Source organism: Pseudomonas sp. SDO52101_S400, from assembly GCF_054071635.1.
On sequence record NZ_JBSVWF010000048.1, the window covers coordinates 25,031 to 51,831 of the forward strand.

Sequence of the window (26,801 nt, forward strand, 5' to 3'; positions counted from 1 at the left end):
CCATCGCACACTCGTTTTGCACAATCGCTCTGTTTTTTCCTACGGTACTCCCATGACTTTCGCCACCCTTGGCCTGATCGAACCCTTGCTGCGCTCCCTCGAGAAGCTCGGCTACCAGACCCCGACGCCGGTGCAGGCGCAAGCCATTCCGGCCGTGCTGGCCGGTCGTGACTTGATGGCCGCGGCCCAGACCGGCACCGGCAAGACCGCCGGTTTCGCCTTGCCGCTGCTGCAACTGTTGGCGATGGAAGGGCCGAAAGTCACCGCCAACTCGGTGCGTGCGCTGATTCTGGTGCCGACTCGCGAGCTGGCTGAACAAGTCCACGAAGCCGTGCGCCAGTACGCCGAAAACCTGCCGCTGCGCACTTACGCGGTGTACGGCGGCGTCAGCATCAACCCGCAGATGATGAAGCTGCGCGGCGGTGTCGATCTGCTGGTCGCCACTCCGGGCCGTCTGCTCGACCTGTTCCGCCAGAACGCGCTGAAGTTCAACCAGCTGCAAACCCTGGTGCTGGACGAAGCCGACCGCATGCTCGACCTGGGCTTTTCCGAGGAGTTGGCGAACATTTACCGCGCGCTACCTTCGAGACGTCAGACGCTGCTGTTCTCCGCGACCTTCTCCGATGACATCCGCCTGCTGGCCGGACAGATGCTCAATGATCCGCAGAGCATCGAAGTCAGCCCGCGCAACGTTGCGGCCAACACCGTCAAGCAATGGGTGGTGACGGTGGACAAGAAGCGCAAGCCGGAACTGTTCGTGCACCTGATGCGCAAGAACAAGTGGAAGCAAGTGCTGGTGTTTGCCAAGACCCGTAATGGTGTGGACGCGCTGGTTGAGAAGCTCCAGGGCTTGGGCGTGAATGCCGACGGCATCCACGGCGACAAACCGCAAGCAACACGGCAGCGGGCGCTGGATCGGTTCAAGGCCAGCGAAGTACAGATTCTGGTGGCCACCGACGTGGCGGCTCGTGGGCTGGATATCGAAGATTTGCCGCTGGTGGTCAACTTCGATTTGCCGATCGTCGCCGAGGATTACATTCACCGTATCGGTCGGACTGGTCGTGCGGGTTCGACCGGTGAGGCGATCTCGCTGGTTTGTGCCGATGAAGTGAACATGTTGTCGGCGATTGAGATGCTGACCCGCAGCACGTTGAAGCGCGAGGTTGAGCCCGACTTTGTGCCGGAGCACCGCGTGCCGGACACCGATGCCAGCGGTCAGGTGATCAAGAAGCCGAAGAAACCGAAAAAGCCGAAAGCGTCCGGTGGCGGTGGCAAGCGCAATCTGGGCAAGTGGGTGGACAGCGGCGAGACTCAGGCGCCGGAGCCTTCGATCAAGCCTGTTCGTAAAGTGCCGGTGTTCAATACCGGGCCGCGTAAGCGTAAGCCTTAAATATTGCCTTGAAGATCAAAAGCCCCTCACCCTAACCCTCTCCCAAAGGGAGAGGGGACTGATTGGGGGATGCTTCAGAAATACACCGACCTGATCCTGCTTTTCCGAATCCATAATCGACTCGGTCTTTCAGGTCGATGATGACGCCAGACACCTCGGTCTGCTCCCTATCCCGGCGGGAGAGGGGACTGATTGGGGGATGCTTCAGAGATGCGCCGACCTGATCCTGCTTTCCCGAATCCATAATCGACTCGGTCTTTCAGGTCGATGTATGACGCCAGACACCTCGGTCGGCTCCCTCTCCCTCCGGGAGAGGGCTGGGGTGAGGGTCAGGCAGGCGACTTGTCCTTGAGCCAATGTAGCATTCCCAAACCAGCCGCCCGGCCACTGGCAAAACACGCCGTCAGCAAATACCCCCCAGTCGGCGCTTCCCAATCCAGCATTTCCCCCGCACAGAAAACCCCCGGCAACGCCTTGAGCATTGACCGCTCATCCATCGCCTCGAACGTCACGCCGCCGGCACTGCTGATCGCTTCATCCAGCGGCCGGGTTTTCACCAGCGTCAGTGGCAAGGCTTTGATCGCCCGGGCCAACAACGCCGAATCGGCAAACGTTGCAGCGTCAGTGAGTTCTCGCAACAGCGCCGCTTTCACCCCATCAATCCCGACCTGACTGTGCAGATGCTTGGCCATCGAGCGAGAGCCCCGTGGTTTGCTCAACGCCGCCTGCAATTTATCCACAGGTCGGCCGGGCAGCAGGTCGATGTGAATGGTCGCTGCACCATGCACATTGATCGCCTCACGAATCGGTGCCGACAGCGCGTAGATCAAACTGCCCTCGATCCCGGTCGCGGTGATCACGCATTCGCCCAGACGCGGAACGTCGTCATTCAAACCGATGGCGATATTTTTCAGCGGGGCGCCGGCGAATTTGCTGACCAGCAATTCGCTCCAGGCCTGTACCTCGAAGCCACAATTGCTCGGCTGCAACGGCGCCAGTCCTACGCCGCGTTGCTCCAGCGCCAGCATCCACGTGCCGTCGGAGCCCAGTCGCGACCAGCTGCCGCCGCCGAGGGCGAGCAGGGTGGCGTCGGGGTTGAGGGTTTTCTCGCCTTCCGGGCTGTCGACGCGCAGCGCACCGTTTTCATCCCAGCCGAGCCAGCGGTGGCGGGTGTGGATAACCACGCCGCTGTCGCGTAGACGCTTGAGCCAGGCGCGCAGCAGCGGCGCGGCTTTCATGTCGGTAGGGAACACCCGGCCGGAGCTGCCGATGAAGGTTTCGATGCCCAACTCGTGAATCCAGCGGCACAGCGCGTCAGCGTCGAACGCGCGCAGCAGCGGGGCGATGTTCGGGGCGCGTTCGGCGTAGCGCGAGAGGAAGGCCGGGTAGGCTTCGGAATGGGTGATGTTCATGCCGCCGACCCCGGCCAGCAGGAACTTGCGGCCCACCGAGGGCATACCGTCGTACAGATCGACGCGGACTCCGGCCTGGCTCAGCACTTCGGCGGCCATCAGGCCGGCGGGGCCACCGCCGATGATGGCGACGTGAGCGGGAAGAGCGGCGGAAGTCTGAGTCATGGCGTGCGCTGCGGTCTGGCGAAATATGGCGCGCATTCTAACAGTGGAGATCCATTGTGGGAGCGAGCCTGCTCGCGATGCGGCAGATCAGTCACCATCAATTCCGGATGAGAGGGCCTCCTCGCGAGCAGGCTCGCTCCCACAAGGATTTGTGATGACCTGAAAGTCTGATCAAAAAACAACCAGCGCGCTGCAGGCCATGTTCAGCGTGGGCTGTAGTCCGTTTCGCTCAGGTTATCCACAGGCCGTTCCACAGCCATTGTGGGTAACGCAGCACAACTCAATGACAACCCGATGACTGCCAGACGCGCTGCGCACTGTGATGCAGGATGCCGTGACGGCGCGCAAGGGCCTGGCGATCCTTGCTGTAACCGCCGCCGATCACCCCGACCACCGGGATGTCGCGACCCAGGCAGTGGCGCATCACGCTTTCGTCGCGGGCGGCGACGCCTTCGTCGGTCAGTTGCAGATAACCGAGGGCGTCGTCCTTGTGCACGTCGACGCCGGCGTCGTACAGCACCAGATCCGGCTGATACAGCGGCAGCAGATAGTTGAGCGCATCGTCGACGACTTTCAGGTAATCGGCATCACCCATGCCGTTGGGCAGCGGAATGTCCCAGTCGCTTTCGGCCTTGCGTGCAGGAAAGTTCTTTTCGCAGTGCAGGGAAACGGTGATGGCTTCCGGGGTGTTGTGCAGAATCCGTGCAGTGCCGTCGCCCTGATGCACGTCGCAATCGAAGATCAGCACCCGGTTCACCCGGCCGCTTTGCAGCAGGTAGTGGCTGATGATCGCCAGGTCATTGAAGATGCAGAACCCGGCGGGGTAGTCGTAGTGGGCGTGATGAGTGCCGCCGGCGAGGTGACAGGCCAGGCCATGTTCCAGTGCTTTCTCTGCCGCGAGAATCGAACCGCCGACCGCCCGAACAGTGCGCCGCGCCAAGGCTTCGTTCCAAGGCAGACCGAGGCGCCGCTGGTCTTCGCGGGACAACTCGCCACTCATGTAGCGTTCGATATAGCTGCGGTCATGGGCGAGGGCGAGGATGTCGGCAGGGCACAGTTCAGGGCGCAGCAGATCTTCGTCGCGCGTCAGGCCGCTGTCCACCAGGTGATCGCGCAGCAGGCGGAACTTGTCCATGGGAAAGCGGTGATCCGCCGGAAACTCCGGGCTGTAGTCTTCGTGGTAGATCAACGGCAATGGCATGGCGGACTATTCATAAAGGCTGTAGGAAAGAGTGCAAAGCCTACCAGCGATGTAGACTTGCGGCATGGAAACGGAGGGGCACGATGGAGCCGATACTCGAGCTGGAAAGCGCTCGACTGCTGATGCGCCAGTGGCAGGACGCGGATTTGCCGGCATTTGCGGCGATGTGCGCCGATCCGCAGGTGATGCGCTACTTTCCCGCCCCTTTGAGTCGGCTGGAAAGCGCCGCGTTGATCGGCCGTGTACGCGGGCATTTTGCCGAGCACGGTTTTGGCTTGTGGGCGCTGGAGCGCAAGGACACCGGCGAGTTCATCGGTTTTACCGGGCTTGGCGTGGTCGGTTTCGAGGCGCCGTTTACCCCGGCGGTGGAAATCGGCTGGCGCCTGGCGAAAGAACACTGGGGCCTGGGATATGCCAGCGAGGCGGCGTGGACTGCGCTGCGTTGCGGTTTTGACCGGTTGGCCCTGAAGGAGATCGTGGCCTTCACCGCGCAGAGCAATCTGCCGTCGGAAAAAGTAATGCAGGCCATCGGCATGCATCACGACCCGGCCCATGATTTCGATCACCCGAAACTGGCTGTCGACCACCCGTTGCGTCGACATCTGTTGTACCGCATCACCAGGGAGCAATGGCTGCAGACCCTGCATGGCTAAGCCGACACGGACGTTTACAATGGCGCGATCATGGCTCGCGCCAGAACCTGAATTGGCCGCCGCAGCCAAGACTGCGCGGCATAGCGTTGTGTGAGGAGAGTCTGAATGAGCCAAGTGTTGGAAGATCTGGTGGATCTGCTGACCCTCGAACCGATCGAGGAAAACCTGTTCCGTGGTCGCAGTCAGGATCTGGGCTTTCGCCAGTTGTTCGGCGGCCAGGTGCTCGGCCAGTCGCTGTCGGCGGCCAGTCAGACCGTTGAAGAAACGCGTCATGTGCATTCGATGCACGGTTATTTCCTGCGTCCGGGCGATGCCAAGTTGCCGGTGGTCTACTCGGTTGATCGCGTGCGCGACGGCGGCAGTTTCAGCACCCGCCGCGTGACCGCGATCCAGAAGGGCCACCCGATTTTTACCTGCAGCGCTTCGTTCCAGTACGACGAAGAAGGCTTCGAACACCAGAGCCAGATGCCGCAAGTGGTCGGTCCGGAAAACCTGCCGTCGGAGCTGGAACTGACCCAGCAACGCGCGCACCTGATCCCGGAGCACATGCGCGAAAAGCTGCTGTGCCCGAAACCGATCGAAGTGCGCCCGGTCACTGAAAAAGACCCGTACAACCCGCAACCGGCGGACCCGATCAAGTACGTGTGGTTCCGCGCTGATGGTGCGTTGGCCGATATTCCTGCGCTGCACAAATACCTGCTGGCCTATGCCTCGGACTTCGGTCTGCTGACCACCTCGATGCTGCCGCACGGCAAATCGGTCTGGCAGAAAGACATGCAGGTCGCCAGCCTCGATCACGCCTTGTGGTTCCACAATGATCTGCGTGCCGATGACTGGTTGCTCTACGCCATGGACAGTCCGTGGGCCGGCAACTCTCGCGGGTTCTCCCGTGGCAGCGTGTTCAACCGCGCCGGGCAACTGGTCGCTTCGGTGACTCAGGAAGGCCTGATCCGTCATCGCAAGGACTGGGCATGAGTCTGGCGGATGTGCGGCACTGGGTGTTCGACATGGACGGCACCCTGACCGTCGCCGTGCATGACTTCGCGGCGATTCGCGTGGCGCTGGCGATTCCGCCGGAGGACGACATCCTCACCCACCTCGCGGCGTTGCCCGCCGAAGAAGCGGCGGCGAAACATGCGTGGCTGCTGGAGCATGAGCGCGATCTGGCGCTTGGCTCGACCCCGGCAGTCGGCGCGGTGGAGCTGGTGCGCGACCTGCACGCGCGAGGCTATCGCCTCGGCATCCTGACCCGCAATGCGCGGGAGCTGGCCCATGTGACGCTGGAAGCCATCGGCCTCGCCGACTGCTTCGCGGTGGAGGATGTGTTGGGTCGCGATGAAGCACCGCCGAAACCGCATCCGGGCGGTTTACTGAAACTGGCTGAGGCCTGGCAAGTACAGGCGAGCGAGATGGTGATGGTCGGTGACTACCGATTCGACCTCGATTGCGGTCGGGCTGCCGGGGCGCACACGGTGCTGGTGAACCTGCCGGACAATCCATGGCCGGAGCTGACCGACTGGCACGCGAAGGATTGTGTGCAATTGCGGCGAATGTTTTTGGCCTGAGGCCTGCATTGTCTGCACGGACGCCTTCGCGAGCAAGCCCGCTCCCACAGGGAAACGCATTCCAAATGTGGGAGCGGCGGTGCGACGACTCGACTTGCTCGCGAAGAGGCCAGACCATCCACCCAACAACTTACTGCTCGAATATTGCTTTCTGACCTTCCGGTGAGGTCAGCATGCCGTCGCCGTTATGCCCGACGCCGGGCACTTCCACCAGCCGCTGATTCACCCCTTCCGGATGCCGGCGCAGCAGATAGCTGAAAAACATTTTTCCGCGCATCAGGCGATAGGCGCCTTGTGCTTCGGCGGCGCAGCTCTTGTCCAGCGCCGGGTGTTGCGGGTCGGTGTCCTGCTGGCCCAGCAGATAAATCACCTCGCGTTTGACGTAACTGCCTTCAAGCTGCGCGGGCGTTTGCCCACCGGAGTAGATCGGCGGATCCACCAGACCGTACTTCCAGCGGTTGAAACCCGGGCACTGCGCGTGATCGAACGCTACCGGTCGTTGTTCATTGAAGTAGGCGTACGAGGACGGGTTGGCCACCACATAACGCAAGCGAATGCCTTCGGCCTTGAGCGCTGGCTGTTCGCGGGCCAGCAGGGCATAGCGCTGCACCACCTGACCGCCGCCGGAGTGGCCGAAGATCACGATCTGCTTAACGTCCGGAAACTGTTTGCGATCGGTCAGCCGCCCGACGATTTCGTCCAATGCGGCGTAGGAACTGAGCGCGTTCGGCCCTGTGGATAACCCGCCACCCATCCATTCATTGCCTTTCCAGCGCAGCACGCTGGCGGGTAACGAATAGAGAGCGACATCGCTTTCATTGAGAAACTGCGGGGCGATCACCAGGGTGTTGGCGGTTTGCCCGGCAAGTTCAGCCGCGCTCTCGCCACTCTTGCGATAGGTTTCGGCGTTGCGCAGCTTGCCATGAATGACGATCAGCACCCGCTCGATTTTCGCCGGCGCCGGGCCGATGCCCACCGCCATTTCCCCGGCCTGCAGTTGCAGGCGTCCGGGACTGATCGCGTCGACGCCGGCCGCTTGCGCGGTGCCGCCGATGAACAGTAAAGCCAACAGCCATTTATGCATTTACAGGTTTTTCGCCGCAAAGGTATCGCACTGGCCGACCTGGCCCTGGGCGAATCCGGTTTTGAACCAGCGCACCCTTTGCGCCGACGTACCGTGGGTAAACGAGTCCGGCACCACACGGCCCTGACCCTGTTGTTGCAGGCGATCATCACCGATGGCGTTCGCCGCATTCAAGGCTTCTTCGATATCGCCGGGTTCCAGCCAGTTCAGACGTTTCTGGGCGTTGTAGGCCCAGACACCGGCCAGGCAGTCGGCTTGCAGTTCCTGGCGCACCAGCAGTCCGCCGTCGCCTTGCATCTGCCGGCCTTGCTGGCGCGCGGCCTGGATTTTCGCCGAGACGCCAAGCAGCGTCTGCACATGGTGCCCGACTTCGTGAGCGATCACGTAGGCCTGGGCGAAGTCGCCGGCCGCCTTGAAGCGTTGGGCCATTTCCTGGAAGAACGCCATGTCCAGATAGACCTTCTGGTCTGCCGGGCAATAGAACGGGCCGGTGGCCGAGGTGGCCATGCCGCAGGCCGAGTTGACCCGATTGCTGAACAGCACCAGGGTCGGGTCTTTGTATTGCCGGCCGGCCTGCTGGAAGATCGCGCCCCAGGTGTCTTCGGTGTCGCCGAGGATCGAGCGCACGAACTCGGCCTGTTCATCGTTGGCCGGTGGTGCCTGACGGGTTTGCGAAGTTGGTGCCGCTTGCTGCGTACCCTGGCCGGTAAGCTGGCCGAGAATTTGTAGTGGATCCTGCCCGGTGATCCAGCCGATACCGACGATCAACAGAATCGCCCCGAGGCTCAGGCCTTTGCCACCGCCGAATCGCATGCCACCACTGTCACCGCCCATGTCATCGCCACGGGCGTCGACGACGTTGTCACTGCGTCGGCCTTTTCTCCATAGCATGTGGGAATCCTCGTCTGTTCAGGTGGAAAGTGTGTGTGGTGATGAGTGTTGCTGGTGTGTGAGTGTGGCGCCAGTCCGGTCGTCCGTCCATTCGTACACGCAGGCTGACTCCTGGCCGATTACCGACGGTTAAGAGCTCAAGATCGGGTGCGAATTCCATCTGCTGTCTTTTTAATCGTGGTTCCAGATTTTGCGTTAATGAATATGTATTTTAGAATCGCCGAAATTTCCTTCGGAATCGCACCATGGCCGGCAGTCAGATCGAACGGGTTTTCAGCGTACTGGAAAGCCTCACCCACGAGCCGCGCGGACTGCCGCTGCAAACCCTTGCGGAACAAATCGACATTCCGAAAAGTGCGACCCATCGCTTGCTCGCCGAATTGTCCCGGCTGGGCTATGTCCGGCAGAACCCGGAAACCCTGCGTTATCACTTGTCGACCAAATTGGTGGCGATGGGCTTTCGCTATCTGTCGAGCAGCGGCGCCGACATTGTGCAGCCGGTGCTTGATCGACTGGCGCAGGAAACCGGCGAGCTGGTGCGGTTGGGCGTCACCGATGGCGAGCGTCAGACCTGGATCGCCAAGTCACAGGGTGCGCGCAGCGGATTGCGCTACGACCCGGACATGGGCCGTGATGCGCCGCTGTTCTACACCGCGTCCGGCCATGCGTGGCTGGCGAGCATGAGTGATGCCGAGGCGTTGTCGCTGGTTGAACGTCAGGCTGCCGAAATACCGGTGGATATCGGGCCGAATGCCCCGCGCACCAACATTGAATTGCTCGAGCATCTGCGCGTGGCGCGTGAGCAGGGTTACGCCTGTGTCGAAGAGAGTTCGGCGGTGGGCACGTCGGCCATTGCGGCCGTGGTGCGGCATCCGGCGGATGGCCGAGTGATCGGGGTGTTGAGCATTGCCGGACCGAGTGCGCGGATGCCGGGGGCGAGGTTGCATGAACTGGCGCCGCTGTTGCTGAAGTTTACCGAGGAGTTGTCGGCGGCGAGCCTGGCTTCGGAGTTGTTCGTCTGACCGCGCAATGGCAGGCGGGATGAGGTTGTCTGTAAAACTGTGCGTTGTTCGCACAATATTCTGCTTGAAGGGTGTGAGAATTTGGAACTAGGTTCTAAATTATCGCTGGAGGCTCTTTCCTCATGTTGATTTCAAGAGATAGCCAATGACCGTCAGCACACCGCTTTCCGGCGTCAACCAACCCTTCAAGGGGATCTTGCTGATTGTCGTGGCGACGTTTCTGTTCTCCAGTCACGATGCGCTGTCGAAATACCTCTCGGGTTTTTATCCGATCATCATGGTGGTGTGGGCGCGGTATCTGGTGCACACGCTGCTGATGGCGGGGATTTTCCTGCCACAGTCCGGGTTGCGTGTGCTGCGCACCAAGCGCCCGTTGTGGCAATTGGCGCGGGCGTTGTGCCTGCTGGGCACCAGCCTGTTTTTCACCACGGCGTTGCTGTACATCCCGCTGGCAGAAGCCACATCGGTCAACTTTCTTGCGCCGGTGCTGGTGACGGCGCTGTCGGTGCCGCTGCTCAAGGAGCGGGTGACGCGGGGCCAGTGGATTGCGGTGATCTGCGGGTTCATAGGTGTGCTGATCATCGTTCATCCCGGTGGCGAATTGTTTACCCCGGCGATTCTGTTGCCGTTCTGTTCGGCGCTGTTTTTCTGCTTCTATCAGTTGCTCACCCGCAAGCTCAGCGAGATCGACAGCCCGACCACCAGCAATTTTTTCGCCGGGTTGTGCAATACGCTGGTGATGAGTGCGCTGGTGCCGTTCTTCTGGCAGGTGCCGAGCCTGGGGCATGCCTTGTTGATGCTGGCGCTGGGTACGTGCGGGATGACCGCGCATCTGTTTCTGACCCAGGCATTCCGGCATGCCGCGCCGGCGTTGCTGGCGCCGTTCGGCTATTGCCAGATCGTGTTTGCGGGGCTGTTGGGGTGGTTGCTGTTCGCGCACACGCCGACCCTGATGACAGTGATCGGGATTGCGGTGATCTGTTGCAGCGGACTGGCGGCAGCGTGGCAGCAGAGCCGGCGCTGAAAAGAAAACCGGCCTGAAATCAGGCCGGTCGGTGCGGGATGGCTACTCAGTATTGAAGGGCTACTCGGTAACGGCAGGAATCTTGCGCGGGGCCATGAAGTACATCCAGGTCAGTGCGATGAAGTACATCGCCGGAATCAGGGTGAACAGCACGGTGTAGTTGTTGTTGGTGACGGTGAGGATGTGGCCGACGATCTGGGTCATGAACATCCCGCCGATCGCTGCACACATGCCGCCGAAACCAAACACGGTGCTCATCATGTGTTTTGGCGTGTAGTCCATCACCAGGCTCCAGATGTTGGCTGTCCAGGCCTGGTGCGCGCCGATGGCCAGGGAGATGGCGGCCACTGCGATCCACAGATTGGCGGAACCGGCCGCCATGACCACACCGATGATGCAGCAGGCGAACAGGAACATCGACAGCAGCCGTGCCTTGATCGAGTTCATGCCGCGACCGATCAGGAACGAAGACAGAATCCCGCCGCCCACGCTGCCGAAGTCGGCGGTGACGTAGATGATGATCAGCGGAATGCCCATCTGGGTGACGTTGATACCCAGGTTGTATTGCTGATTGAGAAACGGCGGCAGCCAGTACAGGTAGAACCAGAACACCGGCGCGGTCAGCGAGTAGGCGAGGGCGAAGGCCCAGGTGCCGCGCATGCGCAGGATCCGCGAGAACGGTACGCGGGCCTGTTCCGGTTCGACTTCTTTCTGGATGTAGTCCAGCTCCGACTGTTTCACGCTCGGGTGATCTTCCGGGTTGAAATACTTCAGGCCCCAGAACAGCAGCCAGATCCCGCCCAGTGCCGACATGCACAGGAACGCGGCCTGCCAGCCCCACACATGAAGAATCAGCGGCAGCAGCATCGGCGTGAACATCGCGCCGACGTTGGTGCCGGCATTGAAGATGCCGGTGGCCACGGCGCGTTCGCCGGCGGGAAACCACAGGCGCGTGGTTTTCACGCAGGCCGGGTAGTTGGCCGCTTCGGTCAGGCCGAGAATGAACCGGCAGACCATGAAGCCCACCGCCGAGGTCGCCAGACCATGGGCGCCTGTGGCCAGGCTCCAGAGCAGCACGGCGCAGAAGAACACACGTTTCACGCCGACCCGGTCGATCAGTCGTCCTTGCAGCACGAAGCCGATCGCGTAGCCGACCTGAAACCAGAAGTTGATGTTGGCGTAGTCCATCGCCGTCCAGCTCATTTCCTTGGCGAGGATGGGCTGCATGACGCCGAGGGCAGCGCGGTCGATGTAGTTGAGGGTGGTGGCAAAAAACACCAGCGCCAGCATGCCCCAACGGGTCTTGCCGACGGCCATGGCGCCGCGGATCTTGTCGCCGATGCCACCCGTGGCAGTGCTCATGGCCGGGGCCATGCGGGAAGTCTGTGAAGGAATCATGTGTTCCACCCGTTTTTGGATTTGTTATTTGGTGTGCTTTTTTTGTGCACGCTGCGACCGGTGGTTCAGATCCGGACTCAAGGTGAAAGGGATGTTGGGCAGTGGACGAAAAATCGTCAATTCGCCAAACCGGCATTGTGTTCGATAATCGCACGCAAAACTAACCGGGTAGTACAGTTTAAATTGCTCAATGAAAAACCGGGACCAATAATTCGCTCACCTTATAAAAGCGGCGCAATCCTCGTAGCCGAAGTCTCCCCGGGAGTTGAAACATGCAGCGATCCATTGCCACCGTTTCCTTGAGCGGAACCCTGCCGGAAAAACTCGAAGCCATTGCCGCCGCCGGGTTCGACGGGGTGGAGATTTTCGAGAACGACCTTCTGTACTACGACGGCAGCCCCCGGGAAATCCGGCAGATGTGTGCTGACCTCGGCATAGCCATCACCCTGTTCCAGCCGTTCCGCGATTTCGAAGGCTGCCGCCGCGATCGTCTGGAGCGCAATCTGGAGCGGGCCGAGCGCAAGTTCGATCTGATGCAGGAGCTGGGCACCGACCTGGTGCTGGTGTGCAGCAACGCCTCCCCCGACAGTATCGGCGATCAGCAGGTTCTCATCGATGATCTGCGCCTGCTGGCCGAGCACGCCGGTGCCCGTGGACTGCGCATCGGTTATGAAGCGCTGGCCTGGGGCCGTCACGTCAATACTTATCAACAGGTCTGGGACATCGTGCGTCAGGCCGATCATCCGGCCCTCGGCGTGTTGCTCGACAGCTTCCACACCCTGTCGCTCAAGGGTGATCCTCGGGCGATTGCCGAGATTCCCGGCGACAAGATCTTCTTCGTGCAGATGGCCGACGCGCCGATCCTGGCGATGGACGTGCTGGAGTGGAGCCGGCATTTCCGCTGCTTCCCGGGGCAGGGTGAATTTGATCTGCCGGGCTTCCTCGCGCCGATCATCCAGAGTGGTTACACCGGACCGCTGTCGCTGGAAATCTTCAATGACGGCTTCCGCGCTGCGCCGCCTCGGGCCAATGCGGCCGACGGCTTGCGTTCGCTGCTGTATCTGGAGGAGAAAACCCGCCAGCGTCTGGAGCAGGAAGCCCGGCCTGTGGATAACCGCGAAATCCTCTTCGAAACGCCGAAGGCCAGCGCCTACAACGGCATCGAGTTTCTTGAGTTTGCCGTCGACGAAGCGCTCGGCGCCAAGCTGTCGAACTGGCTTGAGCGGCTGGGGTTCGTCAAGGCCGGGCAGCATCGTTCCAAGAGCGTCAGCCTGTTGCGCCAGGGCGATATCAACCTGATCCTCAACTCCGAACCTTACTCGTTCGCTCACAGTTTCTTCGAGGCCCATGGCCCGTCGCTCTGCGCCACCGCCGTGCGGGTCAAGGACAGCGCCAGTGCCCTGGCCCGTGCCGTCGCCTATAAAGGTCAGCCGTATCGCGGACTGGTCGGCCCCAATGAACTGGAGCTGGCAGCAGTGCGTGCGCCGGATGGCAGCCTGATTTATCTGGTGGATGAGGAAGCGGATGTCTACGGCACCGACTTCAATCTGCTGCCGGGCGCGGTAGCCCGGGGCGGGCTCAAACGCATCGATCACATGGCCATGGCGCTGCCGGCAGACAGCCTCGACAGTTGGGTGCTGTTCTACAAGAGCCTGTTGGATTTCGAGGCCGACGACGAGGTGGTGCTGCCCGACCCGTACGGTCTGGTGAAGAGCCGAGCCCTGCGCAGCCGCGACAGTTCGATCCGCTTGCCGCTGAACATTTCCGAGAACCGCAACACAGCGATCTCACACGCCTTGTCGAGTTATCGCGGCTCCGGGGTGCATCACATCGCGTTCGATTGCGACGACATCTTTGCTCAGGTCAGCCGTGCCAAGGAGGCGGGCGTTCCGCTGCTGGATATTCCGCTCAATTACTACGATGACCTTGCGGCGCGATTCGATTTCGATGACGAGTTTCTCAGCGAACTGGCGTACTACAACGTGCTGTACGACCGCGATGCGCAGGGCGGCGAGTTGTTCCACGTCTACACCGAGCCGTTCGAGGGTCGCTTCTTCTTCGAGATCATCCAGCGCAAGAACGGTTACGCCGGTTATGGCGCGGCCAACGTTGCGGTAAGGCTGGCGGCGATGGCCAAAGCACGCAGTGGTGCCGTTCGCCAGGCGAAGTTGTAGGAAATTCGTAAACGCGGGATTAAACACGGGTCGCGTGGCTTCCTTCACTGGGGCGCGCGGCCCATAATCGCCAGCCTGTGCAGTGATGGCCGTGAGCCCGCAATGACAATGACTTCAGAACTTTCCGCAGCCCCCGTTCTACCAGCGGTAGAGCCGCGCAAGAGTCGCAAGAACAACCCGGAAAAGACCCGCGAAAACATCCTGCAGGAAGCGATCGTCGAGTTCGTACAGCAGGGCCTGTCCGGTGCCCGCGTCGATGCAATCGCCGAGCGTATCCACACCTCCAAGCGCATGATCTATTACTACTTCGGCAGCAAGGAGCAGTTGTACGTCGAGGTGCTGGAAAAGCTCTACGGCGATATCCGCAGCACCGAAAACCGTCTGCACCTGGCCGAGTTGCCGCCGGTGGAAGCGATCCGGCGCCTGGTGGAGTTCACCTTCGATCACCACGACCGCAACGTCGATTTCGTGCGCATCGTCTGCATCGAGAACATCCACAACGCTGAATACGTGAAGCGTTCCGATGCGATCAAGGCGATGAACAATACGATCCTTGATTCGCTGGGCGAGATCCTTGCGCGCGGGGTTGCTGAAGGTGTATTCCGCGCCGGGCTCGACGCACTGGACGTGCATCTGCTGATCAGTTCGTTCTGCTTCTATCGCGTGTCGAACCGCCACACCTTTGGTGAGATCTTTCAGATCGACCTGCCGGACGAAACCATCAAACAGCGTCATCGCGAGATGATTTGCGAGTCGGTGCTGCGTTACCTGCAGGTCTGATCGATATCGAGGGGGGCGTCGCCCCCTCACGGTTTTATCCTTTCATGCTTTGAAAATGCGCCAGCATTCGCTGCGCATCCGGCGCCACGCCGCTGAACAGTTCAAACGCCTTCACTGCCTGGAACACCGCCATGTTGCCGCCATCCAGGGTTCGGCAACCCAGGGCACGGGCGTTGCGCAGCAGTTCGGTTTCCAGCGGGAAATACACGATCTCCGCCACCCACAGTTCTGGACGCAGCAAGGCTGCCGGCACCGGCATGCCCGGCAATTTGGCCATGCCCATCGGCGTGGTATTTACCAGCCCGTCTGCTTGATCCAACGCGCTCGGCAGGTCATGTCCGGCCGCGGCGCGACCCGCGCCAAAATGCTGATTGAGGTTATTGGCCAGGCTTTCAGCTCGCTCGACATCCACATCAAAAATGCTCAGCTGTTGTACGCCTTCGCTCAACAAGGCGTGGGCCACCGCCGCACCGGCGCCGCCGGCGCCCATCTGGACCACACGCTCGCGGGTGACGTCTGGCAGGCCACGACGAAAACCTTCGGCAAAACCCAGGCAATCGGTGTTGTGGCCGACGCGTTTGCCGTCCTTCAGCACCACCGTGTTCACGGCGCCGATGCCTCGGGCTTCCGGGGATAACTCATCGAGCAACGGGATGATTGCCTGCTTGCAAGGGAAGGTGATGTTCAGCCCGGTGTAATTCATTCGCTCGGCGGCCAGCAGCAGGTCGGGCAGGGCGTTGCTGTCCAGTTGCAGTTGATCGAGATCGATCAGTCGGTACAGGTATCGCAGACCCTGTTCGTCACCTTCGTGTTCGTGCAGCGCCGGTGTGCGGGAGGCCTGGATGCCGGCGCCGATCAGCCCGGCGAGTATCACGTTGTTGCGGCTCATGCGGTTCACCCCTTCAGACGCTGGCTGAAATGTTCCAGGGCCAGGCGATAACCGTGGCTGCCGAAGCCGCACATCACGGCCGTGGCGATGGCCGAGACGAACGAGTGATGACGGAACGGCTCGCGGGCGTGGACGTTGGACAGGTGCACTTCGATCACCGGCAATTCGCTGGCGACCAAGGCGTCGCGGATCGCTACCGACGTGTGAGTCCAGGCGGCCGGATTGATGACGATGCCGGCGCAGCGCTGGCGGGCGCCGTGAATCCAGTCGAGCAGTTCGCCTTCGTGGTTGGTCTGGCGAAACTCCACGGCCAGGCCGAATTCTTCGGCGGCGCGTCCGCACAGGGCAGAGATGTCGGCCAGGGTTTCGTGACCGTAGGTCGCCGGTTCACGGGTGCCGAGCAGGTTCAGGTTCGGGCCGTTGAGCACCAGAACGATAGGGGGCATGGGGGCAAACTCCACTTATTGTTTTTGGCTTGGGTCGAGGGGTTCGACCTGTGGAGTTAAATTGTACTAGCTGGTTACTTTAAGCAATTGCTCTGCATCGACAGCCGTGATTTCTGTGCGGTGATCGCACACTGGCGAGAATCAGTGCGGCAACTGCTCGACCAGAAAATCGATGAAAGCCCTGACGCGCAGTGGCATGTGGCGATTCTGGGGGTACAGCAACGTGAACGGTCGCGAGCGCCCGCTGTAGGGTTTGAGCACTTCTATCAGCGAGCCGTCGGCCAATTCTTTTTCGACGATGAAGCGATAGGTCTGGAACAACCCGGCACCGTGTCTGGCCAGGGTCACGCCACCGAGCACATCATCGGAGCAACAGAAATTGCCCTCGGCGAGGATTTCCCGTGGCACGTCCTCGTCGTAAAACAGCCAGGTGATCCGCCGCCCACTGCTGGGCAATTCGTACTGGATGCATTCGTGCTGTTCGAGGTCTTCGAGGGTCTGTGGCGTGCCGGCGCGTTTGAGGTAATCGGGGCTGGCGACCATCACCAGCGCTGCATCTTCCAGGTGCCGGGCGATCAGGCCGGAGTCGGGAATCGCCCGCACGCGGATCGCCATGTCGTAGCCCTCGCCGACGAAGTCGATGTTGCGGTTGCTGATGTGCATGTCGACCTTCACTTGCGGGAAGCGTGCACGAAAGGCCGGCAGCAGCGGCAGGATTCTGTGGTGGGCGTAAGTCGTAGGAATACTGATGCGCAGGGTGCCGGACGGTTCCTGCTGCTGGCCCATGACCTCCCGTTGCGCCTCGACCAGTTGCGCCAGCGCCTGACGGCATTCTTCGTAGTAGCGCCGGCCACTGTCGGTCAACTTCACACTGCGGGTGGTGCGTGCAAACAGGCGTACGCCCAGGCGTTCCTCCATGCGTGACACCGAGCGGCTCACCGCCGCCGGCGTCACCGATGCAGCCTGCGCGGCCCCGGTGAAGCTGCCGCACTCGGCCGCCAGACAAAACAACTCGATGCTGCCCAGCTGAAGATCGTCGAAGTGTCGCTGCATGATTGATTACACCGGGGAATGAGTCTTCGTATGTAGCAAATGCGCGGTCGCTGCGAAAGAACTGCTTACCATTTTGCGCGGGGCTTTCCTGAATCCCGCACTAGGCTCGAAAACGTAATGACCATTGAAGGCAACAATGCCGATGGTCGGAATTGTCAGGGAATGGCAGTTTTCGAAACTCTTTAACCTAACGGATGGGTTAGCATGAAAGTGTGCAGTTACAAGGGATTGTCGGTGGTGATCATGCTGCGAGACGAACATTGTCCGCCTCATGCGCACGTAGATTCAGGTGCATGGAGTGCCCGCTTCAAATTCAGCTTCTGGCACAACGGCGTGGAGTTATGGGATGTGGTGCCGCTGTCGCGTCGGCCACCGATTGCAGTGCTTGAGGGGCTACGGCAGTCGCTCCGTGAAACCGTTCATCTGCGGCGAGCTCGCCGAATCTGGTGGACTCGTTTGCAGACGGCGTGTCTCGATAATCAATGGTGGGACGGGGACTCGAACGAAGTGGCCGTCATGCGCGAAGTCACCCATTCGACCTTCAGAATCGGATCGGCATATTACGAACCAGAAGAAAACAAAACCCTGCTGGCCCTGGTCGGTGCTCAGGAAGGTGTGGAGATCGAACTATGAAAACAGTAAAGGCCGGCTTGCATGCTGATCGACCGGTAACGGAAAAACGTCTCGATGAAGCTGTTGAGCGGGGGGGGCTGCGCCGACGCAGCAGCCTGCAAGCCGTGTCTGTGGCCTTTCAGAAACCTTGCCTGGTGATTCACTTTGAAGACGACAGCGGCGTGCTGCTACCAGTGAATCTCTACCGGGAATTCGATGATTTCGAAGTGGAAGACTTTAACGGACTGCACGTCGGCTTCGCCGGCACCGCGCTGTGCCACGACGGCAAGGACCTGCAGGTTTCCATCGCCGGCATGATCTCCGCCAGCCAGCCATTGATGGCGATGGCAGCCTCGGTGATCGCCTCCCGCAATGGCCGCCAGAGCAGTACCGCGAAAGCTGAAGCTGCACGGGCCAACGGCCGGAAGGGCGGGCGCCCGCGCAAGGTTGATCCTGAGTTATGAACAGGCAAAAAAAAGCCGTCGGTCAGGACGGCTTTCTTGTATCTGGCACCTGCGATCAACGCCGGGTCAACAGCACACCGGATTCCATGTGGTGAGTCCACGGGAACTGGTCGAACAACGCGCAGCGGGTGATGCGGTGCGTATCGTGCAGTTGGGCGATGTTGGCCGCCAGGGTCTCCGGGTTGCAGGAGATGTACAAGATGTTGTCGAAGCGACGGGTCAGTTCGCAGGTGTCCGGGTCCATGCCGGCCCGTGGCGGGTCGACGAACACGCTGCCGAACTCGTAGCTTTTCAGGTCGATGCCGTGCAGACGACGGAACGGCCGGACTTCGTTCAGGGCTTCGGTCAGCTCTTCGGCAGACAGGCGTACCAGCGTGACGTTATCCACAGCGTTTTCGGCCAGGTTGCTCAACGCAGCGTTGACCGAGGTCTTGCTGATTTCGGTGGCCAGCACTTTGCGTACTCGAGTCGCCAACGGCAAGGTGAAGTTGCCGTTGCCGCAGTAGAGCTCCAGCAGATCGTCGCTGCGATCGCCGAGTGCTTCGTATGCCCAGTTGAGCATCTTCTGGTTCACAGTGCCGTTGGGCTGCGTGAACGCGCCTTCCGGCTGGCGATAGCTGAAGGTGCGGCCGCCGACGTCGAGTTTTTCGACCACGTAATCGAGGCCGAGCACTTCGCGCTTGCCCTTGGAGCGGCCGATGATGCTGACGCCCAGATCCGCCGACAGTTTGGTCGCCGCCGCATGCCAGTGTTCGTCCAGCGGACGGTGATAGCACAGGGTGATCATCGCGTCGCCGGCCAGGGTGGTCAGAAACTCCACCTGAAACAACTTGTGGCTCAGCGCCGCGCTGGCCTGCCAGGCCGCCTTCAATTGCGGCATCAACTGGTTGATGCGCAGGCTGGCGATCGGAAACTCCTCGATCAGGATCGGCGTGCGCTTGTCGTCCTGGGAAAACATCGCGTAGTGCCGCTCACCGCCCTCGCGCCACAGGCGGAATTCGGCGCGCAGGCGGAAGTTCTGCAGCGGCGAGTCGAACACCGTTGGCTCCGGTGCATCGAACGGGGCCAGCAGGTCACGCAGGCGCGCGACCTTGTCTTCGAGTTGTGCGGCGTAGGCCTGGGAATCAAAAGTCATGCGTTGAACCAACCCAGCTTGATCACGAACAGAATCGACAGGATCACCAGCGCCGGGTTCAGCTCACGGGCGCGACCTGACAGCAGTTTGATCGCAGTCCAGGCGATGAAGCCGAAGGCGATGCCGTTGGCGATGGAATAGGTGAATGGCATCGCCAGGGCGGTAACCACGACCGGTGCGGCGACAGTGATGTCGTCCCAGTCTATTTCCGCCAGGCCCGAAGTCATCAGCACGGCGACGAACAGCAGGGCTGGCGCGGTGGCGAATGCCGGAACACTCGATGCCAGTGGCGAGAAGAACAACGCCAGCAGGAACAGAATCGCAACGACGACGGCGGTCAGGCCGGTGCGGCCCCCGGCACTCACGCCCGCAGCGGATTCGATGTAGCTGGTGGTGGTCGAGGTGCCCAGCAACGAACCGGCCATTGCCGCCGTACTGTCGGCGATCAGTGCGCGGCCCATTTTCGGCATGTGGCCGTCCTTGCCCATCAGGCCGGCGCGCTTGGCGACGCCGATCAGGGTGCCGGAGTTGTCGAACAGGTCGACGAACAGGAAGGCGAAAATCACGCTGACCAGACCGATGTCCAGTGCGCCCTTGATGTCCAGTTGCAGGAAGGTCGGGGCCAGCGAAGGTGGCATCGAGGTCACGCCGCCGAACGGGGTGAAGCCCATCACGATCGAGACAATGGTCACCGCGAGAATGCCGATCAGCACTGCGCCGCGCACTTTCAGGGCTTCAAGGGCAACGATCAGGGCGAAACCGAGGGTGGCGAGGATCGGTGCCGGTTGTTTCAGGTCACCGAGGCCGACCATGGTCGCCGGGTTGCTGACCACGATACCGGCGTTGTGCAGGGCGATCAGGGCCAGGAACAGGCCGATACCGGCAGCAATCGCCGAACGCAGCGGCAGCGGAATGCTGTTGATGATCCATTCACGGATACGGAAGATCGACAGCAGGAAGAAGCACACGGCCGAAATGAACACCGCACCCAGCGCCACTTGCCAGGTGTGGCCCATGTGCAGCACGACGGTGTAGGTGAAGAAGGCGTTCAGACCCATGCCCGGCGCGAGGGCGATCGGGTAGTTGGCGATCAGGCCCATGACTGTGGAGCCGATGGCGGCCGCCAGACACGTGGCGACGAACACCGCGCCTTTGTCCATGCCGGTCTCGCCGAGAATGCTCGGGTTGACGAACAGAATGTAGGCCATGGCCAGGAAGGTCGTGACGCCCGCCAGAATCTCGGTACGCACGTTGGTGTTGTGTGCCTTGAGTTGAAACAGCCTTTCCAGCATGTCTGCTCCCCGTGGCGCGCGTGGCGCCGTGAATGTATCGACCTCAACAGCAAAGCACAGACCGTCGCAAGCGCCTGGAAAATTGTGGTGGGCCGGAAAAAGCCGCGCATCATACCAGCAGCGTGAGGAATATGGCGGATGTTGGCATCGATCGTCGGCGAAGTTTTGTGTCGCGGCCAAACCGGCCATACTGCGCGCTGATTTTTCGGGAATGGATCGCATGAACAAGCATTGGATGAAGGCCTGCGGGTTGATCGCACTGTTGCTGACCGGGGCACCCGCCGCATTCGCCGCATCGGCAGCGCCGCTGAGCGAGGTGAAAGTCATCAAGGTTCAGTCGGCGTCCTGCGGGCTCGAAGACATTACCGATGGCCAGGTGCAGACCCGTTGCGATCACAGTGCGCCGGGCATCAAGGTCTATGTGCTGGAAATCGGCTATGGCCAGAGCCAGCCCCAGGCCGCACTGGACGGTTTTGAAGTGAACGGCACGCGAAGCCCGGTGTGTGCCTTTGATAACGGCAATCTGACCGAATGCACGCCCGGCAGTAAAACCGTGGGATCTCTCTATACCTTCGATCTGGCAGGTCGGCAGGAGGGCACTTTCACGTTCAGCAACACATCGATCAACGCCCCGCGCAATACGATGTCGACTCAGCTTTACATCAAGTAACGGCTGTTGCGAACAGGGCAGGTCAAAGCTGACTACGCTTTAAAGATCACCCAGCGGATGTCGCCCATGACCTTTAGAGCCCTGATTACCCTCGCCGAGGGCATCGATGATCTGCAATGCGTGACCCTCATCGATGTGTTGCGCCGTGCCGGCGTGGAAGTGGTGGCAGCCAGCATCGAAGGTCGGCGCATGCTGACCTGCGCCCGAGGCACGCGACTGACCGCCGACGGCATGCTCATTGATGTGCTGGCCCAGACCTTCGACCTGATCGTCCTGCCCGGCGGCGCCGTCGGCGCGCAACACCTTGCAGCGCACCAGCCTCTGCAACAATTAATAAAGGACCAAGCTAGCGCCGGACGCCTGTTTGCCGCCATCGGCGAAGCACCGGCGGTCGCGCTGCAAAGCTTCGGTGTTTTGCGCCAAAGACGCATAACCTGCCTGCCCACTACCAGCCATAACCTCTCCGGTTGCACGTTTGTTGATCAACCGGTGGTGGTCGACGGCAATTGCATCACGGCCCAGGGTTCCGGCGCAGCGCTCGCGTTTGCGCTGACACTGGTCGAGCAACTGGCGGGCAAGGCCGCCAGAGCGAAGGTAGCGGGGGAGTTATTGGCCTGAGAGCGTCAGGCGTGAGCAGCAATTGGTTGAATGGCTGGCTGCTCACGATGCTCGGCTTGCCAAAGGTCGTAATCGGTTTGAACGCCTAGCCACATACGAGCCTTGCCAATCCCCGCGCGCTCCAGTCGTACGGCGAGATCCGGACTGATCGGCGCATGTCCGTGCAGGACACGAGAAAGGTGAGGACGAGCGAATCCCAGATGCCGAGCCAATTCGGTAACGCTGATACCTAATTCCGGCAATACATCCATCAGCAGTGTTTCACCGGGGTGTGGCGGGTTGTGCATGGGCATGATCCTGCCTCCTGTCAGTGGTAATCCAGATAGTCGATCAGTTCGATATCCGAACCGGCAAATCGAAAGATAACCCGCCAGTTCCCGGACACACTGAGTGACCAGTACTCGCAAAGCTCCCCTTTCAGTGGATGCAGACGCCAACCGGGAAGGTCCAGATCCCCGGGGACCGCTGCCCGATCCATGAACTGCAGCATGCGCGACAGCCGTTTAGCGTGATCGGCGCGAATCCCGCGAGTCGAACCAGTTTCATAGAAGCCACGAAGGCCTTTGTGCTGAAAGGATTTGATCATGCGGCGAGTGTAAGGCGATACATTACACTCAGTGCGGTATCTATGTACCGCATCTTTTCGAGCTATTTGTGCTTGGAGGGGGGGGCGCTGATGGAGCCCGTGCAGCTAGACCTTCACCTCTTCCACCGGCACATGCATCCGGTCGCGATTGGCCAGGGTCGGGAACAGTTTGATCCATGTCCCGGTCACCACCAGCGTTCCGATCCCGCCCATCACCACCGCTGGCACGGTGCCGAACCAGTGGGCGGTGAGGCCGGATTCGAATTCGCCCAACTGGTTTGAGGCGCCGATGAACAGGCCGTTCACCGCGCTGACCCGGCCGCGCATTTCGTCGGGTGTTTCCAGTTGCACGAACGAGGCGCGGATCACCATGCTGATCATGTCCGCCGCGCCCAACACCACCAGCACCGCCAGCGAGAACCAGAACGACGTCGACAGACCGAAGGCGATAGTGGCAACGCCGAACACGCCGACGGCAGTGAACATCACCCGACCGACGTTTCGCTCAACGGCAAACCGCGCCAGGAACAGCGACATCATCAACGCCCCTACAGCCGGCGCCGAACGCAGCAACCCCAGCCCCCACGGCCCGGTCAGCAGGATGTCCTTGGCGAACACCGGCAACAATGCCGTGGCGCCGCCGAGCAGCACGGCGAACAGATCCAGCGAGATCGCCCCGAGGATGTCCGGGCGGCTGCGAATGAAACGGATCCCCGCCAACAGTGAATCCAGGGTCGCCTTGCCCTTGTTCAGCGGAGTCTGCCGTGCAGGCAGGTTGAGCATCAACGTGCAGGCAATGACGTACAGAACGACGGTCGGGCCATACACCCAGACGCTGCCGAAGGCGTAGAGCAGACCGCCCATCGCCGGTGCAACGATGGTTGCCGACTGCTGCGCCGATTGCGCGGCGGCAACGGCCCGCGGAAACAGCGCGGCGGGCACGATGCTCGGCAGCAGCGCCTGAGTGGTCGGCAATTCGAAGGAGCGCGCGGCGCCCAGAAGGAACGCCAGGATAAAGATCATTTCCCGGGTGACATGGTCGGTAGCGCTGCCGATGGCCAATGCCAGGGCGATCAGGGCCTGCAACGACTGGCAGATCGCCGCGACCTTGCGTCGGTCGTAGCGATCGGCAACGTGGCCGGTGTGCAGCATGAACAGCACCCGCGGAGCGAATTCCACCAGCCCGACCAGCCCAAGATCGAGCACGTTTCCGGTCAGTTGATAGAGGTTCCAGCCGATCGCCACGGTGAGCATCTGGAAACCGCTGGCGGTGAAGATCCGGGCAAACCAGAACGCCAGAAAGGGGCGGTGGTGACGTAACAGCAAGGGCTCTTGGCTGGGCATCTGCGGGCCGGTCTTGATCGAGGGGAACCGCGAGATTATCACCAGTCTGTAACAGGAAGTTGCTATGACAAAAAATTTAGTTAGCCAGACATCGATTTTTCGGCACCTGGACACCGAACCCGGCCAAGGATGTATTTCAGGGCGTTGCCAGGACTGTGAGGCAACTTGTCACGCGGCAAAAGACCACGCGGTTCCCCGTCGGAAATGGGACTACTCTTTCAACGTTGATTGATCCAGATCAAGACCCTTCGCGGAACTGATCCGGGACCCATCGGCAGACTCCCTGCGTCGCGATGCCTGTAAAAAGAAGAACGAATCCGAGTTCGCCGCACTCCATACCCGTGGGGGCAGTGGTTCAAGGCCGCCAGCCTTGGAACCGTTATCTGATAGAGGAAAGCTTATGTTCGGTTTAGAGGCACTAGATCTCGCCCGAATCCAGTTCGCGTTCACCATCTCGTTCCATATCCTGTTCCCGGCGATCACCATCGGTCTTGCGAGTTATCTCGCGGTGCTGGAGGGCCTGTGGCTGAAAACCGGCAACGACACCTACCGTGACCTCTACCATTTCTGGTCGAAGATCTTTGCCGTCAACTTCGGCATGGGGGTGGTTTCGGGCCTGGTCATGGCCTATCAGTTCGGCACCAACTGGAGCCGCTTCTCGGACTTTGCCGGTTCCGTCACCGGGCCTTTGCTCACGTATGAAGTGCTTACGGCCTTCTTCCTCGAAGCGGGCTTCCTTGGCGTCATGCTGTTCGGCTGGAACAAGGTCGGACGCAAGCTGCACTTCTTCGCTACAGTCATGGTAGCCATCGGTACGTTGATCTCGACGTTCTGGATTCTCGCTTCCAACAGCTGGATGCAGACCCCGCAGGGCTTCGAGATCGTCAACGGTCAGGTGATTCCGACCGACTGGTTTGCGATCGTCTTCAACCCGTCGTTCCCGTATCGCCTGATGCACATGGCGACGGCGGCGTTCGTCGCGACGGCGTTCTTCGTCGGCTCTTCAGCGGCCTGGCATTTGCTGCGCGGAAAGGACAACCCGGCGATCCGCACCATGCTGTCGATGGCGATGTGGATGGCGTTGATCGTTGCGCCGATCCAGGCGGTCATCGGTGACTTCCACGGCCTCAACACCCTCAAGCACCAGCCGGCGAAAATCGCCGCGATCGAAGGCCACTGGGAAAACCATGGCAATGAGGCGACGCCGCTGATCCTGTTCGGCTGGCCGGATATGAAGGAAGAGAAAACCAAGTACGCGGTGGAGATCCCGTATCTCGGCAGCCTGATCCTGACGCACTCGCTGGACAAGCAAGTTCCGGCGCTCAAGGAATTTCCGCCTGAGGACCGGCCGAATTCGACCATTGTGTTCTGGTCGTTCCGGATCATGGTCGGCCTCGGTTTCCTGATGATCTTCACCGGCCTCTGGAGCCTGTGGCTGCGCAAGCGCGACACGCTCTACACGTCGCGGCCGTTCCTGTATCTGGCGTTGTGGATGGGGCCGTCCGGCCTGATCGCGATCCTGGCGGGCTGGTTCACCACTGAAATCGGTCGACAGCCGTGGGTGGTCTACGGACTCATGCGCACGGCGGATGCGTCCTCCAACCACAGCTTCATGCAGATGAGCATCACGCTGATCATGTTCGTGGTGGTGTATTTCGCGCTGTTCGGTGCGGGTCTGGGCTACATGATGCGCCTGGTGCGCAAAGGGCCGAAGACCGACGAAGGCAAGGAAACCAACGACGGTGGTCCTGGCCAGAAACGCACACCGGCCCGTCCGTTGTCCGCTGCCGACGACGATGGCGCCGACACCGAACACGACCGCAGCCTGACCAAGGAGATTTGAGTCATGGGTATTGATCTTCCGCTGATCTGGGCCGTGATCATCATCTTCGGCATCATGATGTACGTGGTCATGGACGGCTTCGACCTGGGGATCGGGATTCTCTTCCCGTTCATCCCGGGCAAGACCGACCGCGACGTGATGATGAACACCGTCGCCCCGGTATGGGACGGCAATGAAACCTGGCTGGTACTGGGGGGCGCAGCGTTGTTCGGCGCCTTCCCGCTGGCCTATTCGGTGGTGCTGTCGGCGCTTTACCTGCCGCTGATCTTCATGCTGATCGGGCTGATCTTCCGTGGCGTGGCGTTCGAGTTCCGCTTCAAGGCCAAGGACGACAAGCGTCACCTGTGGGACAAGGCATTCATCGGTGGTTCGGTGGCGGCGACGTTCTTCCAGGGCGTGGCGCTTGGCGCATTCATCGATGGGCTGCCCGTGGTCAACCGGCAATATGCCGGCGGTTCACTGGACTGGCTGACGCCATTCACACTGTTCTGCGGCGCTGCACTGGTGGTGGCTTACGCCTTGCTCGGTTGCACCTGGCTGATCATGAAGACTGAAGGCAAGCTTCAAGAGCAGATGCACAACCTGGCGCGTCCACTGGCGTTCGTGCTGTTGGCGGTGATCGGCATCGTCAGCCTCTGGACGCCGCTGGCCCACCCGGAAATCGCCGAGCGCTGGTTCACCTTGCCGAACCTGTTCTGGTTCCTGCCGGTGCCGATTCTGGTGCTGGTGACCCTGTACGGTTTGATCCGTGCAGTGGCGCGCAATGCCAACTACATGCCGTTCCTGCTGACCCTGGTGCTGATCTTCCTCGGCTACAGCGGTCTGGGCATCAGCCTGTGGCCGAACATCGTGCCGCCATCGATCTCGATCTGGGACGCAGCGGCACCACCGCAAAGCCAGGGTTTCATGCTGGTCGGCACGCTGTTCATCATCCCGTTCATCCTGGGTTACACCTTCTGGAGCTACTACGTGTTCCGCGGCAAGGTCACCCATGAAGATGGTTATCACTAGGGCTGATCACGATGGTGCCGACGGCGGCGCCATCTCCCTCAACCGGAGGATGCAAGCATGACCGGCAAACATTCCCTGC

Annotated in this window: 27 protein-coding genes; 14 read left to right on the top strand and 13 right to left on the bottom strand. The window is 61.0% G+C overall.

Features of this window, described 5'->3' with window-relative positions:
- The first annotated feature begins 52 nt into the window (after positions 1-52).
- Entirely contained in the window at positions 53-1,390 is a 1,338-nt protein-coding gene (locus ACW9HX_RS21750; protein WP_457382188.1) for a DEAD/DEAH box helicase, read from the top strand.
- A gap of 329 nt (positions 1,391-1,719) precedes the next feature.
- Here ACW9HX_RS21750 and ACW9HX_RS21755 read toward each other — a convergent pair whose 3' ends face one another.
- Positions 1,720-2,967, bottom strand: a complete 1,248-nt coding sequence (locus tag ACW9HX_RS21755; protein WP_457382189.1) for a TIGR03862 family flavoprotein — start codon at positions 2,965-2,967, stop codon at positions 1,720-1,722.
- Between the two features lie 280 nt (positions 2,968-3,247).
- Entirely contained in the window at positions 3,248-4,168 is a 921-nt protein-coding gene (locus ACW9HX_RS21760) for a histone deacetylase family protein (RefSeq protein WP_432217793.1), read from the bottom strand.
- An 83-nt stretch (positions 4,169-4,251) separates the two neighbouring features.
- On the opposite strand from ACW9HX_RS21760, the gene ACW9HX_RS21765 reads away from it, so the two are divergent.
- The 3 genes from ACW9HX_RS21765 (at position 4,252) to ACW9HX_RS21775 (ending at position 6,386) form a co-directional block, all read left to right on the top strand.
- Positions 4,252-4,821, top strand: a complete 570-nt coding sequence (locus ACW9HX_RS21765; protein WP_457382190.1) for a GNAT family N-acetyltransferase — start codon at positions 4,252-4,254, stop codon at positions 4,819-4,821.
- Positions 4,822-4,926: 105 nt separating this feature from the next.
- Positions 4,927-5,796, top strand: coding sequence for an acyl-CoA thioesterase II (gene tesB / locus ACW9HX_RS21770; protein ID WP_085712241.1), 870 nt, complete (start codon positions 4,927-4,929; stop codon positions 5,794-5,796).
- Entirely contained in the window at positions 5,793-6,386 is a 594-nt protein-coding gene (locus ACW9HX_RS21775; RefSeq protein ID WP_457382191.1) for an HAD family hydrolase, read from the top strand. The genes tesB and ACW9HX_RS21775 overlap by 4 nt, the downstream gene beginning before the upstream one ends.
- A gap of 130 nt (positions 6,387-6,516) precedes the next feature.
- Here ACW9HX_RS21775 and ACW9HX_RS21780 read toward each other — a convergent pair whose 3' ends face one another.
- Positions 6,517-7,470, bottom strand: coding sequence for an alpha/beta fold hydrolase (locus ACW9HX_RS21780; protein WP_457382192.1), 954 nt, complete (start codon positions 7,468-7,470; stop codon positions 6,517-6,519).
- The gene (gene ypfJ, locus ACW9HX_RS21785) at positions 7,471-8,361 is read right to left on the bottom strand and encodes a KPN_02809 family neutral zinc metallopeptidase (protein WP_457382193.1); all 891 of its coding nucleotides are present in this window, start codon (positions 8,359-8,361) and stop codon (positions 7,471-7,473) included.
- A 245-nt stretch (positions 8,362-8,606) separates the two neighbouring features.
- On the opposite strand from ypfJ, the gene ACW9HX_RS21790 reads away from it, so the two are divergent.
- Positions 8,607-9,383 (top strand): IclR family transcriptional regulator, encoded by a 777-nt coding sequence (locus tag ACW9HX_RS21790; protein WP_457382194.1) that lies wholly within the window; start codon positions 8,607-8,609, stop codon positions 9,381-9,383.
- A gap of 145 nt (positions 9,384-9,528) precedes the next feature.
- Positions 9,529-10,407 (top strand): DMT family transporter, encoded by an 879-nt coding sequence (locus ACW9HX_RS21795; protein WP_457382195.1) that lies wholly within the window; start codon positions 9,529-9,531, stop codon positions 10,405-10,407.
- A gap of 60 nt (positions 10,408-10,467) precedes the next feature.
- Here ACW9HX_RS21795 and ACW9HX_RS21800 read toward each other — a convergent pair whose 3' ends face one another.
- Positions 10,468-11,805, bottom strand: coding sequence for an MFS transporter (locus ACW9HX_RS21800; RefSeq protein ID WP_457382196.1), 1,338 nt, complete (start codon positions 11,803-11,805; stop codon positions 10,468-10,470).
- A gap of 272 nt (positions 11,806-12,077) precedes the next feature.
- On the opposite strand from ACW9HX_RS21800, the gene quiC reads away from it, so the two are divergent.
- Together quiC and ACW9HX_RS21810 are read left to right on the top strand one after the other, a co-directional pair.
- A complete protein-coding gene (gene quiC / locus ACW9HX_RS21805) occupies positions 12,078-13,979 on the top strand; it encodes a 3-dehydroshikimate dehydratase QuiC (RefSeq protein ID WP_457382197.1) in 1,902 nt (633 codons plus the stop codon).
- Positions 13,980-14,081: 102 nt separating this feature from the next.
- Entirely contained in the window at positions 14,082-14,759 is a 678-nt protein-coding gene (locus tag ACW9HX_RS21810) for a TetR/AcrR family transcriptional regulator (protein WP_457382198.1), read from the top strand.
- Positions 14,760-14,793: 34 nt separating this feature from the next.
- Here ACW9HX_RS21810 and ACW9HX_RS21815 read toward each other — a convergent pair whose 3' ends face one another.
- The 3 genes from ACW9HX_RS21815 to ACW9HX_RS21825 all read right to left on the bottom strand — a co-directional run bounded on the left by ACW9HX_RS21815 (position 14,794) and on the right by ACW9HX_RS21825 (position 17,147).
- Positions 14,794-15,648 (bottom strand): shikimate dehydrogenase, encoded by an 855-nt coding sequence (locus tag ACW9HX_RS21815; protein ID WP_457382199.1) that lies wholly within the window; start codon positions 15,646-15,648, stop codon positions 14,794-14,796.
- 5 nt (positions 15,649-15,653) lie between these two features.
- Entirely contained in the window at positions 15,654-16,094 is a 441-nt protein-coding gene (aroQ, locus tag ACW9HX_RS21820; RefSeq protein ID WP_011336043.1) for a type II 3-dehydroquinate dehydratase, read from the bottom strand.
- A gap of 141 nt (positions 16,095-16,235) precedes the next feature.
- Positions 16,236-17,147 carry a LysR substrate-binding domain-containing protein gene (locus tag ACW9HX_RS21825; protein WP_457382200.1) on the bottom strand — a complete coding sequence of 304 codons (912 nt, stop codon included), beginning with the start codon at positions 17,145-17,147 and terminating at the stop codon, positions 16,236-16,238.
- Between the two features lie 204 nt (positions 17,148-17,351).
- On the opposite strand from ACW9HX_RS21825, the gene ACW9HX_RS21830 reads away from it, so the two are divergent.
- Complete coding sequence (locus ACW9HX_RS21830; RefSeq protein WP_457382201.1) at positions 17,352-17,780, top strand: DUF4160 domain-containing protein; 429 nt, start codon at positions 17,352-17,354, stop codon at positions 17,778-17,780.
- Positions 17,777-18,223, top strand: a complete 447-nt coding sequence (locus tag ACW9HX_RS21835) for a hypothetical protein (protein ID WP_457382202.1) — start codon at positions 17,777-17,779, stop codon at positions 18,221-18,223. The genes ACW9HX_RS21830 and ACW9HX_RS21835 overlap by 4 nt, the downstream gene beginning before the upstream one ends.
- A gap of 55 nt (positions 18,224-18,278) precedes the next feature.
- Here the strand turns inward: ACW9HX_RS21835 and trmA are convergent, their stop codons facing one another.
- Both trmA and ACW9HX_RS21845 read right to left on the bottom strand, forming a co-directional pair.
- The gene (gene trmA / locus ACW9HX_RS21840; protein ID WP_457382203.1) at positions 18,279-19,358 is read right to left on the bottom strand and encodes a tRNA (uridine(54)-C5)-methyltransferase TrmA; all 1,080 of its coding nucleotides are present in this window, start codon (positions 19,356-19,358) and stop codon (positions 18,279-18,281) included.
- The gene (locus tag ACW9HX_RS21845; RefSeq protein ID WP_457382204.1) at positions 19,355-20,650 is read right to left on the bottom strand and encodes an NCS2 family permease; all 1,296 of its coding nucleotides are present in this window, start codon (positions 20,648-20,650) and stop codon (positions 19,355-19,357) included. Before ACW9HX_RS21845 ends, trmA begins: the two co-directional genes overlap by 4 nt.
- Positions 20,651-20,870: 220 nt before the next feature.
- Here ACW9HX_RS21845 and ACW9HX_RS21850 point away from each other — a divergent pair, with 220 nt between their 5' ends.
- Together ACW9HX_RS21850 and ACW9HX_RS21855 are read left to right on the top strand one after the other, a co-directional pair.
- On the top strand, positions 20,871-21,320 hold the full coding sequence (locus ACW9HX_RS21850) for a DUF4879 domain-containing protein (RefSeq protein WP_457382205.1): 450 nt from the start codon (positions 20,871-20,873) through the stop codon (positions 21,318-21,320).
- Between the two features lie 66 nt (positions 21,321-21,386).
- Positions 21,387-21,938 carry a DJ-1 family glyoxalase III gene (locus tag ACW9HX_RS21855; protein WP_457382206.1) on the top strand — a complete coding sequence of 184 codons (552 nt, stop codon included), beginning with the start codon at positions 21,387-21,389 and terminating at the stop codon, positions 21,936-21,938.
- A 5-nt stretch (positions 21,939-21,943) separates the two neighbouring features.
- Here ACW9HX_RS21855 and ACW9HX_RS21860 read toward each other — a convergent pair whose 3' ends face one another.
- The 3 genes from ACW9HX_RS21860 to ACW9HX_RS21870 form a co-directional block, all read right to left on the bottom strand.
- Positions 21,944-22,231 (bottom strand): HigA family addiction module antitoxin, encoded by a 288-nt coding sequence (locus ACW9HX_RS21860; protein ID WP_045121630.1) that lies wholly within the window; start codon positions 22,229-22,231, stop codon positions 21,944-21,946.
- A gap of 14 nt (positions 22,232-22,245) precedes the next feature.
- Positions 22,246-22,524, bottom strand: a complete 279-nt coding sequence (locus ACW9HX_RS21865) for a type II toxin-antitoxin system RelE/ParE family toxin (RefSeq protein WP_207983993.1) — start codon at positions 22,522-22,524, stop codon at positions 22,246-22,248.
- Between the two features lie 105 nt (positions 22,525-22,629).
- Positions 22,630-23,868, bottom strand: a complete 1,239-nt coding sequence (locus ACW9HX_RS21870; protein ID WP_457382207.1) for an MFS transporter — start codon at positions 23,866-23,868, stop codon at positions 22,630-22,632.
- A 400-nt stretch (positions 23,869-24,268) separates the two neighbouring features.
- Between ACW9HX_RS21870 and ACW9HX_RS21875 the strand changes: the two genes are divergently transcribed.
- Both ACW9HX_RS21875 and cydB read left to right on the top strand, forming a co-directional pair.
- Positions 24,269-25,711 carry a cytochrome ubiquinol oxidase subunit I gene (locus ACW9HX_RS21875; protein WP_457382208.1) on the top strand — a complete coding sequence of 481 codons (1,443 nt, stop codon included), beginning with the start codon at positions 24,269-24,271 and terminating at the stop codon, positions 25,709-25,711.
- Between the two features lie 3 nt (positions 25,712-25,714).
- Complete coding sequence (gene cydB / locus ACW9HX_RS21880) at positions 25,715-26,722, top strand: cytochrome d ubiquinol oxidase subunit II (protein ID WP_457382209.1); 1,008 nt, start codon at positions 25,715-25,717, stop codon at positions 26,720-26,722.
- Positions 26,723-26,801 lie beyond the last annotated feature (79 nt).